The sequence below is a fragment of the Chitinophaga sp. YIM B06452 genome (genome assembly GCF_039655965.1).
Taxonomy (GTDB): domain Bacteria; phylum Bacteroidota; class Bacteroidia; order Chitinophagales; family Chitinophagaceae; genus Chitinophaga.
In genome coordinates, this window is sequence record NZ_JAWLKY010000002.1 from 915,117 (window position 1) to 932,043 (window position 16,927).

Annotated in this window: 9 protein-coding genes; 2 read left to right on the top strand and 7 right to left on the bottom strand. The window is 53.8% G+C overall.

The window, feature by feature from the left end; genetic code table 11:
- Nucleotide 1 precedes the first annotated feature (1 nt).
- The 5 genes from R3I13_RS13445 to R3I13_RS13465 all read right to left on the bottom strand — a co-directional run bounded on the left by R3I13_RS13445 (nt 2) and on the right by R3I13_RS13465 (nt 9,647).
- Nucleotides 2–3,454, bottom strand: coding sequence for a TonB-dependent receptor (locus R3I13_RS13445; protein ID WP_346318478.1), 3,453 nt, complete (start codon nt 3,452–3,454; stop codon nt 2–4).
- A 115-nt stretch (nt 3,455–3,569) separates the two neighbouring features.
- Nucleotides 3,570–4,736, bottom strand: a complete 1,167-nt coding sequence (locus R3I13_RS13450; protein WP_346318479.1) for a FecR family protein — start codon at nt 4,734–4,736, stop codon at nt 3,570–3,572.
- A gap of 57 nt (nt 4,737–4,793) precedes the next feature.
- A complete protein-coding gene (locus R3I13_RS13455) occupies nt 4,794–5,387 on the bottom strand; it encodes an RNA polymerase sigma-70 factor (RefSeq protein WP_346318480.1) in 594 nt (197 codons plus the stop codon).
- A 163-nt stretch (nt 5,388–5,550) separates the two neighbouring features.
- Nucleotides 5,551–7,959: an outer membrane beta-barrel protein gene (locus R3I13_RS13460; RefSeq protein ID WP_346318481.1), complete on the bottom strand. Its 2,409-nt coding sequence runs from the start codon at nt 7,957–7,959 to the stop codon at nt 5,551–5,553.
- A 230-nt stretch (nt 7,960–8,189) separates the two neighbouring features.
- Nucleotides 8,190–9,647, bottom strand: a complete 1,458-nt coding sequence (locus tag R3I13_RS13465) for an NAD(P)/FAD-dependent oxidoreductase (protein WP_346318482.1) — start codon at nt 9,645–9,647, stop codon at nt 8,190–8,192.
- 374 nt (nt 9,648–10,021) lie between these two features.
- Here R3I13_RS13465 and R3I13_RS13470 point away from each other — a divergent pair, with 374 nt between their 5' ends.
- Nucleotides 10,022–11,536 carry a PQQ-dependent sugar dehydrogenase gene (locus R3I13_RS13470; protein WP_346318483.1) on the top strand — a complete coding sequence of 505 codons (1,515 nt, stop codon included), beginning with the start codon at nt 10,022–10,024 and terminating at the stop codon, nt 11,534–11,536.
- A 2-nt stretch (nt 11,537–11,538) separates the two neighbouring features.
- On the opposite strand, the gene R3I13_RS13475 is transcribed toward R3I13_RS13470, so the two are convergent.
- Together R3I13_RS13475 and R3I13_RS13480 are read right to left on the bottom strand one after the other, a co-directional pair.
- The gene (locus R3I13_RS13475; protein WP_346318484.1) at nt 11,539–12,468 is read right to left on the bottom strand and encodes a YihY/virulence factor BrkB family protein; all 930 of its coding nucleotides are present in this window, start codon (nt 12,466–12,468) and stop codon (nt 11,539–11,541) included.
- 62 nt (nt 12,469–12,530) lie between these two features.
- Complete coding sequence (locus R3I13_RS13480; RefSeq protein WP_346318485.1) at nt 12,531–13,301, bottom strand: alpha/beta hydrolase; 771 nt, start codon at nt 13,299–13,301, stop codon at nt 12,531–12,533.
- Between the two features lie 298 nt (nt 13,302–13,599).
- On the opposite strand from R3I13_RS13480, the gene R3I13_RS13485 reads away from it, so the two are divergent.
- Nucleotides 13,600–16,908 (top strand): histidine kinase dimerization/phosphoacceptor domain -containing protein, encoded by a 3,309-nt coding sequence (locus tag R3I13_RS13485; RefSeq protein WP_346318486.1) that lies wholly within the window; start codon nt 13,600–13,602, stop codon nt 16,906–16,908.
- Nucleotides 16,909–16,927 lie beyond the last annotated feature (19 nt).

Consider the following 16,927-nt stretch of genomic DNA (forward strand, 5'->3'; position numbering starts at 1 on the left):
TTTAAAACTTAACAGATACGCCCAGCACGTAGGATACCGTGATGGGATAGCCCAGGTATACATTCTCAGGATCCCAGCCTCTCGGGAAATTGTGCACGGAAAACAGGTCGGTAGCAGTGCCGTATACACGTACATCCTGGATATGCAATTGGTTTACGAGATGTTTCGGCAGGCTGTAGCTGAGGTTCACATTCTTCAGGCGGAAATATGCGCCGTTGATCAGCCAGAAGTCGGACATGGCGTAGTTGTTGCCAGCCGCGGTATTGGTGTAACGGGGATATTTCGCGTTCTGGTTCTGTTCCGGCGTGTTATATTTGCTCCAGCTCTGCCCGTCGATGATCGCGGGGAAATTGCCGTAGTTCTCCAGCAGTGGTCTCACAATGTCCGTGGTGAGACGTATGTTCTGCTTGCCCACGCCCTGCAGCACGACGCCCAGGTTCCAGTTCTTGTAACCAACCTGGAGGTTTGCGCCGTACATGTATCGCGGCAAGGATCCGCCGAGCAGCACACGGTCGTATTCAGGAGAGATCTTTCCATCAGGCACACCGGCAGGACCGCTGATGTCCTGGTACCGGATATCGCCCGGTCTTGTGTTGGCGTTGAGCTTGGGAGCTTTGTCCACTTCTTCCTGTGTCTGGAAAAGACCGTCTGCGCGGTAGCCATACCATTCATTGAATTCGCTGCCGTAAGTTTTAATCGTGTCGCCCACGAATTCTGTTCCGCCCAGGTCACCCATTTTGGTGACAAAGTCTGAAACGTTTACAGAAACGCTGTAGGAGAAATCGCCTTTTTTGTCGTACCAGCCAGCCTGCAGCTCCCAGCCTTTGGTATACATCTTGCCGGTGTTCTGGTATGGGTTGTCGTAACCGATGTAGTCCGGTATTTCCAGCTGCAGCAGCATGTCGTGCGTGGTTTTGCGGAAATAATCGCCGGTAACGCGCAGGCGGTTATCAAAAAAGTTGACGTCTGCGCCAATATCGTAGGAGCGGGTGGTTTCCCAGGTGATATCACGGATGGCATATTGCCATTGTGCGGCAGACTGGGCGCTTTGTACGGTATTGCCTTTGTAGAACAAAGAATTGTTTTCGAAACGGAGCAACGCCTGGTAAGGATAGTCACCGATCCTTTCGTTGCCCAGCGAGCCCCAGGAGGCGCGCAGTTTCAGGAAAGACAGCCAGCCGGCGGTATTCTGCATAAAATTCTCCTGCGATACGATCCACCCGGCAGACACAGACGGGAAAGAACCCCAGCGGTAGCCCGGCGCAAAGCGGGAAGAAGCGTCGAAGCGGATATTGGCCTGTAAAAGATATTTTTCGTCGAAGTTGTACATCACCCTGCCGAACCATGAACGGTAGGCTGTTTCCCAGGCAGAACCGTTGTTGTCGCGGAATTCAAGCGGGCCCAGGTTCAGGTAAGGATAATTGCTCACCACATATTGCCCGCGGTAAGCGCCCAGGTCTTCGTTAAATGCATGGAAGTATTCGTAACCTGCCAGCAGGTTGATATTATGCTTGCCCAACTGCTTCATGTAGTTGGCCATGAACTGGATGGTATAACGGTAGTTATCGTTTCGGTCCTCTTCCAGCTTGGTTTCCGTGGCGCCCTCTATGTAACCTGAAATGGAGTTGGGATTGCTCCAGGAGGTGTAGGGAAGCCTGCGGGTAAAGTGTTTGTGTTTGTTGAAGTTGAGGAAGGGAGACACGACGCCTGAGAATTTCAGCCCTTCGATCGGCGTAAAATCCACGCCGATCTTACCGCCGATCTGGTTGTACCAGTCATTGTAAAAACCGCCTTCTTTCATCAGTGCGTAAACGTTCGCGCCGTCTTTACCCGCACCGATCCGTCCATCACTCCACATGGCCGCATAGATCGGCGGCACGATGCCCATTTTGTACATGGGATTGTTGACAGGCTGCTTGATGGTCGTTCGGCGGAAATTAATATCCGCGCTGGCGGAGAGGTATTTTGAAATGGTGATGTCGTTGTTGATGCGGGCCGTCAAACGTTCGTACGTGCGGCCGGGATACAGGGCGTCGGATTTATCATATCCCAGCGAAACGCGCGTGCGGATATTCTTGCCGCCGCCGGAAAGGCTCATAATGTGGCTCTGCCGTGGCGCGCTTTTGCTCAGGATGAGGCCGCGCCAGTCCGTATTGGGATATTCATCAGGGTTTTGTGCATGCAGGTCGTAATAATTGTCGATGATGTTCTTTGCGTAGGTAGGGTATTCGTTGGCATTATTGCCGTTATCGTTCCAGCGCAGCTCGTTGGTAAGCTGCATATAACGCACGGCATCCACATATGCGGGCAGCTTGGTGGCTTTTTCGATACCGTACTCGTATGTGTAATCCAGGTTCAGCTGCCCATTCCTGGCCCTTTTGCTGGTGATGAGGATAACGCCGGCCGCAGCCCTGGAGCCGTAAATGGATGCTGAAGCTGCGTCTTTCAGCACGGAGATATTATCCACATCGTTCGGGTTGATGGAATTGATATCGTCGATGGGCACGCCGTCCAGGATGTAGAGCGGGGTGGCGCCTTCACCGCTGATGGTGGTGATGCCGCGTACGCGAATGCTCGGCGCGGCGCCGGGAGCGTTGCCGGAACGGGTCACCATCACTCCGGGCATAGCGCCCTGTAATGCGGCGGAGATATTGGTGGTCTTGCGCTGGGTGATGGCGTCTCCCTGTACGGCAGACACGGAGCCGGTGAGATCGCTTTTTTTCACCGAGCCGTAACCTACTACTACCACGCCTTCCAGCGCGGTATTATCCGCCAGCTTCATGCTGATCTCCAGCCTGCGCCTGCCATTCAGCTCCTGCTCCTGTTTCTCGAACCCGATGTAGGAAAACACGATGGTGGCATTGTCTTTCACATCGGGCAGTTTGAATTCACCTTTCTCATCCGTCATGGTAGCGGTTTGCGTGCCTTTGATAAGCACGGTCACCCCGGGCAGCGGCTGCCCTGTGTCGTCCACAACCTTGCCTGTCAGCGGCACAGCCTGCTGCGCCACCGGCATCAGCAGCCTCGGTATAGACGGCAGCTTGCGGATGGAAATGGTTTTATCCGTAATGGTATAGCTCAGCCCCTGGCCTTGCAGGCTGGCGGAGAGCAGGGTTTCAATGGATACGTCTTTGAGTGCGACAGATACAGGTTGCGTGGTGCTGATCAGGTTGTTGTCATAAAATACCACGTACCCGGTTTGCTTACGGATCGCGGAAAAGACCGTTGTCAGTTTTACATTCTTACCGGAAAAGCTGACGGTTTGCGAACGGCCGGTAGCGCTTACATTCAGGAAAAGCACCGTCAGGAAAAAGCATGTTAACTTCATAGCTAACAGTATTTTGGTTGAGTAGCGGAAGCGGCCCGTGGCAGCCGCATCGCCCGCCGGGAGCGATACCAGCCAGGGTATAGCAGCGGCGGCCCGCTTACGTAAAGCGATAAGTTTAAATTGCATACATTTGCATTGTTTGGTTGAATAATTAGGCTGTCTTACCGATTGTTCTGATTGCTACGGCCAAACGTCCGCCAGAGATGTTCGCAGCATTTCTGGCTTTTTTCTGGCCCCGTATTTATTTCATAACGATTAAATTTCTTCCTTCAAGCCTGAACTTCACATCATTTTCCTCCAATATCTTCAATACGTCCGTTAAAGGCAGCGAACGCTGCATAGCGCCGCCAAAGCTTCTTTCAGGCACTTTGCCTTCGTAGATCACTTTCACGTCGTACCAGTTTTCCAACTGCCGCATCACCGCCGGCATGTCTGCGTCGTTGAACTGGAACAGGCCGTTCTTCCAGGCCACTACTTCATCCAGGTTCACGTCGTTCTTCACCTGCAGCGAGCCGTTGCCCTGCAAGCCCGCCTGCTGGCCGGGTTTCAGCAACGTTTCTTTTCCCGCGGCGGCAATTTTCACAGCTCCTTCCAGCAGCGTGGTTTTCACGGTTTTTTCTTCTGTATAGGCATTGATATTGAAGTGTGTGCCCAGCACCTCCACGCTCATGGCGCCGGCTTTTACACGGAAAGGTTTCCCGGCTTGTTTGGCCACTTCAAAGTAGGCCTCGCCGGTAATGGATACTTCGCGGCTTTCACCGGTAAAGGCGGTAGGATAAGTGACGGACGATGCGGCGTTGAGCCACACGCGGCTGCCATCGGGCAACGTAAGACGGTATTCCCCTCCCCTGGGGGTGCGCATGGTATTGAATAATACTTCGGCCTGCCCCTGCCCTGCCTGTTCGTAAGCCAGCTCTCCGTTGGACTGCTTTATAATTTTCATATTGCCCTGCTGCGCCAGCACGCCGTTGCCGGAGCTGTCCAGGGTGATCGTCCTGCCATCGCCAAGGGTAAGCACGGCTTTATTACCGCCGGGCGGCACATCGGCCACCAGCGGTAGCCGCGAGGGTTGCTGCGCGAAGGGTTGCTTTTTTTCACGACCGAGCCAGAACCCTCCGGCCGCCAGTAACAGCAATGCCGCAGCGGCGGCCGCCAGCCAGGGTTTACGCCTGCGCAGGGGCGCCACGGCGTTTCCTTCTGAGAGCAACGCGGCCTGTATACGGTCTGCCGCGGCGGCGGGCATAGGCGCCTCCGGCTGAAAGCGGTTCCAGGTATTGTCCAGCACCTCTTTCAGCTGCGCATCGTCCTGCGCGGTATGAATGTATTGCGCCAGTTCTTTCCGCTCTTCCTCCGTACATGCGCCTTTAAAGTACCTTTCCATGAGGTACAGCAATCGTTCTCTCAGCATATTGAGTGGTTTACCCTGGTATATAGACAACCGGGAAAGAAAGTATACCTGGTTTTTTTATAAAAAAATTTCCAGGAAGCAGAAAATGAAGATGGTAAAGGCTTCCGGCCTGGCACTCAGCTGCTGCCGGATGAGGCGGAGCGCCTCGATGAGGTGGTTGTTCACGGTAGAAGGGGAAATATCCAGGAACCGGGCGATCTCGTCGTGCTTCAGCCCTTTGTCGCGACTGAGCGTGTATACGAGTTTCTGGCGTGGCGTGAGTTTTTCGAGGGCGGTGAGCAGGTGTTTGTTCACTTCCTGCACATTCAGCCGGTCTTCAGCGTCCATGCGCACGGCTTCGCGGGTTTTGCCCAGTTCGTCGAGTATAAGGGTCTCTTTGGCCATGCGTTTCAGGGAATTGATCACCTGGTTGCGGGCCATCTGGTAAATATATGCACCAAACTGGCTGATCTCCGGGAGCTTCTCACGGTTCTTCCAGAGGCGTAGGAAAATTTCCTGCACAATGTCTTCCGCCATTTCCGGTGAACCGGTGGCACGAAGGAGGAAACCGTAAAGTTTGTCCTTATACAACCTGAAAAGGGCCGCAAATGCCGTAGCATCGCCCGCTGCAGCGTAACGTATCAGTTCGGTTTCATTATTAACTGGTTCCATGGGAACTGTGATGTGGAATTCTTATTGCATACCGTGGTCAACCAAAAATAGTAAAAATTCAATTCGGCAAGCAGAATTATTTCCGGGAAAAGTTGTGGGAACGGTTGCAAAAAAATCCCCTGCCGGGAAGCAGGGGATCGCATAATTTAACGGGTTAGCAGGATCAGTTGCCTGCGCGGCGGCTTTCATCGGTGCCGCTTTGTCTTTCTTTGGTTTCCATTTTAGTATTGCCGAAGCGGTAGCTGAAGGCCACGTTCAATGTCCTGTTTTGCCAGCGGTTGTTGACGCTCAGGTAAATATTGTTGAACTCCGCTACGCCGCGGAAGCGCTGGGAAGCAAAAATGTCGTTCACATTCACTTTGATGGTGCCTTTTTTCTTCAGCACTGTTTTCTGCACGCCGCAGTTCACGCTCCACATGGATTTTGAAACCCATATGCCATATACGTTCGGCGCTTCATACCATCCGCTCAGCTCGAACTTGAAGTCGTGCGGCAGGGTGAAGGTGTTGGTGGAATTAAAGTTCCACGACAGCTGCGAGGTATTAAAATTACCCAGGGAATCCAGGATCCTGTATTCGTTGTAATACGCGGAGAGGTTGTTGCTCGTATTCCACCACTTCACCGGGTCGAAAGGCAGGGTGAGGTTGAGGGAATAACTGTTTTGCCGGCCAAGGTTCTTATTGGTGCTGATGGTCACTTTTGTTTCCGGGACCAGTATCAGGAACTCATCGTACACATCATTCACGCGGCTGTAGCCGAGGGTAGCGATGTATTTGTTCTTAAAAGTATACGTCAGCTCGGTGTTATGGATATACTCGGGCGTCAGGTAAGCGTTGCCGCGGAAAAAAGTATACCTGTCCAGGAAAAACATGAAGGGATTCAGCATGCCGTAGCCGGGGCGGTTGATCCGTTTGTTGTAAGTAATGCCCAGCTTGTGGTTGTCGCTGAACTTATGATCCGCCGTGAAGTTGGGGAAATAATCGAGGTACGTCCTTTTAACATTGCTCTTGAGCGTATTGCTCGTTGCATCTGAAATGGTCTGCTCCAGCCGCAGCCCCACCACGAAATCGGTTTTCTTGAATTGTTTTTTATAGATGAGGTAAGCGGCCAGCACGTTCTCGTCGTACAGGAATTCGTCGTATTGTTCGTACACGGGCTGGTACACGCCGTTTTTGAGGGAATCATAACGCATATTGTTCTGCGTGGTCACAAAACTGCCTTTCACACCGGCTTCTATCTTGCTGGATTTGGTGACCGCTTTCACAAAATCAGCCTTGATGCTGCGGATCGTGATATCTGTATATGGCAGGGTGCGCACAGCGTTCTGGTCATGCACGGAGTTATCCTGCATCACCTTTACGCTATCTGCCATCCAGGTCTTCATGTTGTTGTTGAACTTCATGTAATCCGCATCCATGCTAAATTCTGAACCGCTGGTATCGAGCTTGAATTTATAATTGAGGTTGTAGGAAGTGCTGTTGAAGCGGTTGTTGCCGGCTACGGAAGAATAGAGGATGGAATCCACTATCATATTGCTCTGCCTTGCTATCTGCGTGGCGCTGGGCGCATCGCGCCAGAAGGCGTTGCGGTAGGCGTTCACCATGAAGCCGATGGTTTGTTTTTCAGTGATGTACCAGTCGATGCCCGCTTTGCCGGAGCGGTTGAGGAAATGGCCTTTCTGGAACACGTCCTGCTGGAAATGCAGCGGCACGTCGCCGGGCGTTTTGCGGTGCAGCAGGCGGGTATTGAAAAACTGGCGGTCGGCCCAGTTCAAATTGGTGAATACATTGAATTTTTTGGTGCGCCAGTTGAGGGAGAGGCCGGTGGAAAAGAACATGTACCTGCCTCCGCCGCCGCTCAGGTTGAGCGTGCCGTTGGTGCCGGTCATCTGTCCTTTTTTGGTTTTGATATTGATAATACCTGCCGTGCCGGCAGCGTCGTATTTTGCGCTGGGACTGGTAATGATCTCGATCTGTGAAACGGATTCCGCGGTCATGCTTTTCAGCAGTTCCGCCAGGGCTTCGGCGGAAAGGTAAGTGAGCTTTCCATCGAGCATAACGGTAACGCCCTGTTTGCCTTTCATGACGAGGTTCTCATCTTTGTCTACCGTAATACCCGGCGCGCGGCGCAACAGGTCCAGCACGGTATTGCCGGCGGCAGCCACGCTGCTTTCCACGTTCAGGATGGTTTTGCCTTCGCTTCTTTCTATGAATGGTTTCTGCGCGGTTACTTCCACGCCCTTCAGGCTTTTGGGAGCGGCTTCCAGCGCGATTGTCTTCAGGTCTACGGCTGCTTCCTTCACCTGGAATACATTGCCTTTTTTGGTGGTGAATCCCATCTGGGAAACTTCCAGGTAATAAGAACCGGCAGCGATCTTTTCGAACAGGCATTTGCCGTCCGCATCGCTCATCTGGCCTTTCACGAGGGTACTGTCTGCGGATTTCCGCACGGCTACACTGGCATATGGAAGCGGGTTTCCGGAGGCATCGGTAATTTTCACACTGATGCTTTGCGCAAATACTGTGTTCAGGGCAGCAAGCAATAAAATGATCAGTATGGAGCGTTTCTTCATAAGCGGTCTGTTGTCTGTTTCTTATAGTTAAGTTTTGGAACGGGGCAGGTTAATGATGTAAAGTTCGGAGATGCAACGCACAAATTTTTCCCGCTCATCCTTATTCTGCTGCACTGGAATACTTTCCGGCAAACCTGACCCGGGCACGACGATTTATATAACAAAGACGCCCCGGCGCACGATAAGTTGCACGCCCTTGATAAATGGTTGCGAATGGGGAGGAATGGCCCTTAACGGGTAACACCGGCAAGCGGCTGTAGCCTCACTTTAAAAATGTCCGATAACGCACACTTTGCGGCATGATAGCCGCACATGCCGTGCACGCCGCCGCCGGGAGGCGTGGAGGAAGAACAGAGGTAAATGCCCTTTGCGGAAGTGCGGTAGGGGGAGCGCCGCAGGGCGGGGCGGGTAAACAGCTGGCGGATATCGATGATGCCGCCGTTGATGTCTCCGCCAATGTAGTTCGGGTTATAATTTTCCAGCTCTTCTGTGTTAAAAGTATGCCGCGCGAGGATCGCGTCCCTGAAGCCGGGGGCAAATCTTTCCACCTGCCCTTCGATGGCGGCGGTCATGTCTTTGCGTGAGCCATTGGGCACATGGCAGTAAGCCCAGGCGGTATGACGGCCTTCCGGCGCGCGCGAAGGGTCCACGAGGCTTTGCTGTGCCAGCAGCACAAAAGGTTTATCCGGGTGGTGGCCCGCAGCTGTTTGTTTTTCAGACAGGGCAATTTCGCCGGCGGTGTTGCCGATATGCACCGTTCCCGCTTCCCTGCAGGCCGCGGCGGCGAAGGGAATGGGCTCAGACAGGGCCCAGTCTGTTTTGAACACGCCCATGCCGTAGCGGTATTTTTCCAGTTGCCATTTATAGAAGGAAGAGAACCGGTGGCCTGCGATCTCCAACAGCTGTTTCGGCGTTACATCCAGCAAAAGGGCGCGGTGCGAAGGCAATTGCTCCAGGCGGCTGATGTAAGTGTTGGTAACGATGCTGCCGCCGATGGAAGTGAAGTATCGTGCCAGCGCATGGGCGATCTGCTGCGAGCCGCCCCGCGGCACAGGCCAGCCCCTGAGATGCCCCACAACGGAAAGCACCAGCGCGATGGCTGACGTGGCTATATTTTCCAGCGGCTGTATGGCATGCGCGCCCATGCCTGCGAGCAGGCCGCGGGCATATGATTCCTTGAACCGGCGCACGAGGCTGGTGACCGGCTGCAATGCTTTCAGCCCGAACTGTGCCATTTTAAAAGGATGAGCAGGTATCTGCAAAGGACCCAGCGCGTCGTTGATGATCTGTGGCCAGGCATTCATGAGCGGTTCCATCAGCTGACGGTAAACGTCCGCATCTTTCCCGAGTGATCCCAGCGTTTGTGCCATGTTCGTGCTGAGCACCGCCGCATGGCCATCATCGAAGGGATGTGCCGCGGCAATGGACGGGTATATAAATTTCAGCCCGTGATCCGCCAGGGGCAAGGTTTGAAAGAAAGGAGAACCGGCAGCCAGGGGATGGATAGCGGAACATACGTCATGCAGGAAACCCGGGAGGGTCAGCTCCGCGCTGCGAAGGCCGCCGCCAATGGTGGCTTTCCCTTCTACCAGTAATACGTTCAGACCTTGTTGTTGCAGGGTGATGGCAGCTGCAAGACCGTTAGGCCCCGATCCCACCACCACCGCATCATATTCCGGGTTTCGCATTTCGTAAATATACGGTATCCGTACAAAAGGTCGTCATTGCGGGGAGCTAACCCGTCATTGCGAGGAGCGATAAAGGATTCAGTGCGGCAGGAGATGCGACGAAGCAATCTCCTTCATTGAATTGGCGTACTACAGGCCATGGAGGAGATTGCTTCCTCGCCCCTCCCGCTTTGGCTCCGCGGCTCCTCGCAATGACGAACTCATCTCTTCCCGCTTTGGCTCCGCGGCTCCTCGCAATGACGGACTTCCCTGATCAATGACAAACTTCGGCGGCATTGGTCAATACTCGGATCATCATTAAAATTTATCTCCTGTATTATAAAATCCACGGAAATATCTCTATTTTACGGTAACGTACCCGAAAACTGGATACCATGAAAAGATCAACGCCTATCCCGCTCCTGCTCCTATGCCTTCTTGCAGGAAGCGCCTGCCGGCCCGGCAAAAAAACAAACTTCATGCAGCAGCCGGAAAGCGCGCTGGTACTGGAGTCTACCACGCTCGGCGTAAGCACAATTATCCAGGACCTGGATGTGCCATGGGAAATTTGCTGGGGGCCTGATGACCGCATCTGGTTCACCGAACAAAGCGGCGCCATCAGCGCGGTAAAACCGGAAACGGGGGAACGGAAGATCATGCTCGTCATCCCAGAAGTATACCGCCACCGCTCGCTCGGCTTACTGGGCATGGCACTTCATCCTACAGCGCCATATGTGTTCGTGGACTACACGCATCTCAAAGAAGACTCTACCATTGTATCAAAACTGGTACGCTACACACGCACCGCGGATACGCTGAAAGACCCGCTGCTGCTGCTCGAATACCCCGGCAATACCGGCCACAACGGCTCCCGCGTGATCATTTCGCCAGACGGCAGGGTGATGCTCGCCACCGGCGACGCTGCCCGCTATCCCAATGCGTCGGACACTGCTTCGCTGAACGGGAAAATACTGCGTATGAATACCGATGGCTCCATCCCCGCCGACAATCCTTATCCCGGCAACTACATGTGGAGCCGCGGCCACCGCAACATACAGGGGCTGGCCTATACTTCCAGCGGCAACTTCTTCGCATCCGAGCACGGCGATGCAACAGACGATGAGCTGAACCTCATTCATAAAACCGGCTATTACGCCTGGCCGCACATCGAAGGATATGCGGACCGCGCTAAAGAAAAAACGTATGCGGATACATTCGCCTTCGTCCCGCCGGCCTTCGCCTGGACGCCCACCATCGCGCCAGCCGGGATTGATCATTATATGTCCGGTAATATTCCCGAATGGAAGAACACCATTCTCATGGGCACCCTCAAAAACGCCAGCCTGCGCGTGATCAGGCTAAATGAAGCGCAGGATTCCGTGCTGGGCGAAAACGTTTATCTCACCGGCGTCTTCGGCCGCATCCGCGATCTCTGCGTTTCGCCCGGTGGCGACGTATACATTGCCACCAGCAACCGCGACTGGAACCCCGGCAAAGGTTTCCCGAAAGCGCACGACGACCGGATCATCCGCCTCTTTCCCATTCCATCAGCCGGCAACCTGCCTGTGCTGCCAAAATCAGTCAACCTGAATACTGCCGCACTCGCCAAAGGCGCGCTGCTGTATGCCAACTATTGCGAAGCCTGCCACAAGCCTGACGGCAGAGGCATAAAAGGCTCCTTCCCCGCGCTGGACAGGAGCAAATTGGTAACCGGCAATGCAGGGCAATTATTGCAAATGATATTGAAAGGAAGCAAAAAGAACACCGGCGAACAAATGCCTGGCTTTGCTTTCATGCCCGATGAAGACATAGCCGCCATCGCAGGATACATCCGGCGCGCCTGGCGCAACCAGGCAGACAGTATAACTGTGTCGGACGTACGAATAGAAAGAAAAAATGCAGGATTCTAAGGTCATACATCTTCGCGCCCCACATCGGTGAGCTGATATTTGATGGCGTAGTGTAGCGGCTGGATGGGCTTGCCGCTTGCATTGGCCCACACGTTGGCGAAAGATGCGCCGTAATAAAAGATCAGCGCCACGTAGAACACGAACAATAATAACAGCACCATGGATGCGGAAGCGCCGTAGATGCTGTTGATATTACTGTAAGTGAGCAGCCATCGCAGGATGAGCTTGCCGATGTTGAACAGCACACTGGTCACCAGCGCGCCGGTCAGCAATATCTTCCAGCGCGGCCGCCCGTCGGGCAGCAGGAAAAATACCAGCGCAAACCAAAGCGTAACCGTGAAGATGGATATGCCGTAACGCAGCACACCGTTATAATAAATGGAAAGCTCCGGTGCAAAACGCGCTACATATTTACCGGTGAAGCCCTGCACGGAATCTGCCAGGATGCCCACTACGAACAGTATGCCGGTACAAAGAATCAGCGCCACGCCGCGCAGGCGGCTCAGCATAATATGCCTGAAATTGCCCGCAGCAATGGGCCTCACGCGCCATAGCTGGTTCACAGAACTGGTCATTACTTTCAGCAGCGTGGTAGCTACAAATAACAGGAACACGAAACCCGCGATAGCGATCAGCCAGTTCTGCGCCAGGCCCCTGAAGGCTTTCAGCGTTTCGATCACTTCGTGGGTCACTTCAGGGCCGATGATCTGGATCATCTGGTCGAACAGCTGGCGGGAGATAACGCGCGGCTCAAACAGCAGGCGCAGCGCCTGGAGAATGATCACCAGGATGGCCGGCAGGGCAAATGTCGTGAAAAACGCCGTAGCCCCGGCCATGCGCAGCGGGTCGTTTGCCTGCAATTCCGTAAAGGCGTCTTTAAAAGACCATAAAAATACCTGCCAGCGCCTGAGATGCTTCCTGTTCCTTACCATATGCTCCTGCCCGGCAAATACCGGGCCCGGCCAAAATTAGCTGAAAAAACTGGAACACTCACTTACACATGCCGGCCCAGCCACTGCGCGATGAAAGCAGCATCTTCCCGCCAGGTGGGCTGCCCCAGCACAAAATGGTTCCTTCCCTCGAACAATTTGAATTCCGTGACAGACGGAGATCTTGCATATCGTTTAAAATTGGAGTGGTTCAGCGAAGCCGGCATAATATGATCCTTGCTGCCGGCTATGAAGAGCAACGGCGGGTGCGGGCGTTTGAAATCTACTTTCGCCACGCCCGTGAGCCCGTCGCGCAGGGCGCGTTTGGATTCGGGAATGGCGAATTTTTCATACCCCACTTTTTGTTCCGCCAATGGCATGCCGTTCGTGAAAGCGTACTGCCATTGAGGAAAACTCATGAGGAATGAACGGGAAGCCGGGGTGAAGAAACCCAGCGGTGCCCAGGTGGCGCGCAGGAAAGACCATTTAAAAGACACCAAGCCGGCGGGCGGTACCGAATGGATAGCCACGCCGGCCACTGCCAGGTCTTTCTGCAAAAGCAGCTGCACCAGCAGCCCTCCCAGCGAATGTCCGACCAGTATAGGTTTTCCGGGCAACTGCGTAATGAAGTCGGTAAAATAATTCACCAGGTCCGCCAGCCTGATGGATGCAATGGCGGCATCCGGCTGCCGGCTGCGCAGCACCAGTGCGGGCGCATCTTTATGGGGCCAGGGCGGCGCAACGCAATGGTATCCCCGCTGCTCAAAGAATTCTATCCATGGGTCCCAGCAATGGCTGCTGACGAAGGCCCCGGTCAGGAATACGATCGTGTTCATGTAGCTGCTTTCGTTTAGCTATCCCAAACCGGTGCCATTCACACAAACCGCTACAAGTCAGTGGGTTTTAAGGGATCACTGGTACAGGCGGCAACGATATACCGTTGCGCCGTTTTTTTTCGCAACGAAATAAAGTAGTAATTTTGCCTCTGGCCGACCATCATTTCCCAGTCTTTTATCATCACCAGCAATCCGGTTGTATTGACATTGAGGCGTTTCGCGCAGGCTCCTGTTTGTAACAGGCAGTTTGCAGGTGATTGGCCTGTTTTATGCCCGTTAAGATCTAAATCCAAACCATATGCGCCGCCGTTGGCTGAGTACCGTATTCTTTATTTGCCTGGCATACGCCGCCACCGCGCAAAGCGCCGCAGACCTGCGGAAAAACCTGGCGCAGGAGCGTAATGACAGCGCCAGGGTACATCTGCTCATTGGGCTGGCCCATCATTACCTCTACAAACCCGGAGAAATTCCGCAGGACCTTGATAGCGCGATGTATTTCCTTCTATCTGCCGAAACGCTGAGCACTAAGCTGGGAATGCACGATCAATATGATTACTGCGGGTTGCAAAAAGGAAACCTGTACGTGGAACGGAGAGACATTCCTTCCGCCGTCAGGACGGCGCAATTGCTTTCGCCACCCAGGCACGCCATAGTGCTCTACAATATCGCCTTCCATTACCTGTACAAGCCCGGGGAATTCGATTACGACCTGGACAGTGCCGTGCTCTACGGCAGGCAGGCCATGGCCATCGCAAAAAAGCACCACCTGGAAGAACAATACGACAACGCCTGCAACCTTGTCACCAAAGCCTATTTCGAAGGCGGCAAACTGGCCGGTTCCCTTTCCTATGTAAGCCAGTTGGAAGGTATTCCCAAAGCGGAGGCGCTGCATATGCTCGGCTACATTTATTTCGCAAAACCGGGAACAGCAAAAACGGACATGGATACTGCCTTCCTCTATACCCGCCAGGCCATAGCGCTGTGCAGGCGACTGGGCTTGAAAGAACCGCTGGAACGGAACTTATGGCAGCTGGCCAGAATCCACTGCGAAGCAAAACAATATACCGAAGCAGGCAGGATCATACCGGAGCTGAGCGGCGGCCGGAAAGCAGATGTGCTTGTCAGGATGGCCGGGTATTATCTCAACAAAAGCCTGCACGATAGTGCGTATCGCGCGGCCAAAGAAGCCCTGGGCATTTACCAGGCCGCGAAAGCCAACGACCGCATCATAGCCTGCAACAGTATCCTAGCCGCACTGGAAATGAAAAGAGAGAACACAGACAAACAGATACGGGGCCTCGCCGGCATGGCGCGTTACCAAAAATTGATGCAGCTGGGAAAGGAATACCAGAGCGGCTTCCCCATCTATGACCAGGGAAAATTGCAGGTGGCAGACCTGTATTTCACCGAAGCAATAGCCATCGCCGAAAGAACCGCGCAAGACACCTGCCTGCACAATGCACGCCGCGAGAAAGGCCGTACCGCTCTTTTGATGAACGATGTAGCAGGTGGGATGAACATTTTCGGGGAAGTGATCACCGAACTTCGCAAAAGGAACGACAAACACGAAGAAGCCCTCACCTGGATGCTCATCGGCAATACCATCCGCCGGATGCGGCACAACTATTCCACGATTATCAATGCCTACCTGCAAAGTGCCACGCTGGCAGCCGCAACAAAAGATAAAAACCTTGAGATAAATGCCACCCTGCAATATGCATTTCAACTGGCGGAGGATACACAACCCGGGCAATCCGAGAAAGTACTGCTGCAATTGCAGGAAAAATACCCCGATGCCGTAAATCCGTTCGCACACAAGCTGCACAGCTACCTCAGCGCCATTTACCGCAGCCGCGGCAACCTCAACCTGGCGCTCGACCATTCACTTAAAAGCATCCGCCTGCTGGAAAAAACCGGCAATTTTACAGGCATACACAAGCTCTACGAAAATACCGGCGATATTTACTCCGACCTTGGCCAGCCGCCCAAAAGCATTACCTGGTACCGGCGCGCGCTGGATGCCGCCCATCACAATCCTCCCGATGATTTCGACTACATCGTTACCGGCAAGCTGGTAGAGGAAATGGTGAAGGACGGGAAAACGAAAGACGGGCTGGCAATGCTGCTGCAACTTTACAAACAATTCCCGCCGCAAACATATTATTCGAAGATCAGCATGCACAATGCCCTGGCCACCTGCTACAACATCCTCGGCCAGCATGACCTCGCCGAACAATATTACCTGGAAAACACCTACGACCTGGGACACACGCGGATAGCCGATAAAACCTACGCAGACATCCAGTACAATATCGGCAAATTCTACCTGGAACGGGGGCAGTACCCGCGCGCAGACTATCACCTGAAAAGATCCCTGATAGCTTCCGTAGCCACCGCCAAAGATGCGCACCTGCTGCTTTTCCGCGCAGATTCGGCCCGCGGCGATTATCTCTCCGCCATCAGCCATTACCAGCGATATAAATCCCTCAACGACTCCATCTTTAACACTCTTACCAGCCGCCAGATACAGGAACTGCAAATTCAATACGAAACCGAAAAGAAAGACCAGGCGCTGGTACTGAAAGAAAAAGACCTGCTGCTCCGCGAGCAGGACATCCTGCTGCTCACCCGCCAGGGCATGCTCCGCGAAACCCGGCTGGAGCAGGCTTTGCTGAAACGCAGGCAGGCAGAGATCGAAGCGGAACGGAAAGACCAGGACCTGAAACTCAAGGAACAGAACATCCAGCTGCTTACCAAACAATCACAGCTGCAGCAAAGCCGCCTGCAACAGGAAAGGATACTCCGGAAAGTGACCTATGGCGGCGTGAGCCTGCTGCTGGTGATCGTAGGGTTGCTGTATTACGGTTACCAGATGAAACGCCGCAGCAACAAGCGCCTGGAAGCGCAGCAGAAGGAGATCAACCAGCAGAACATTTCGCTGCAGCACCTGGTGAGCGAAAAAGAATGGCTGCTGAAAGAGATCCATCACCGCGTAAAGAACAACCTCCAGATCGTGATGAGCCTGCTGAACAGCCAGAGCGCTTACCTGCAGAACGACGCCGCATTGAATGCCATCAGACACAGCCAGCACCGTGTGCAGGCGATCTCGCTGATCCATAAAAAGCTCTACCAGTCAGACGATGTGGCGATGATAGACATGCCGCCATACATCCACGAACTGACGGAATACCTCATGGATTGTTTTGATGCTTCGCAGAATATCCGTTTCGACCTGCAGGTGGCCAACGTAAAAATGGATGTGTCGCAGGCGGTGCCATTGGGCCTTATTTTGAATGAAGCGATCACCAACAGCATCAAATACGCATTCCCCGGCAAGCGCGACGGCGCCATCAGCATCAGGCTGGAAAAGCATCCGGACGGGCGTACTGTGCTTACCATTGCGGACAATGGCGTGGGGCTTCCGCCGGATTTCGATCACCTGCAATGCAGCTCCCTCGGCATGAGCCTGATGCAGGGACTTACCGAAGACCTCGGTGGCCGCTTCAACATCCGGAACCGGCAGGGCGCCTGCATTTCCATTGCTTTCGATCATGACGACGAACATCCCGTTCTCGCATTTTCAACCACTGAACAAGTGCAGGCGTGAACGGGAAAGACAGATATGC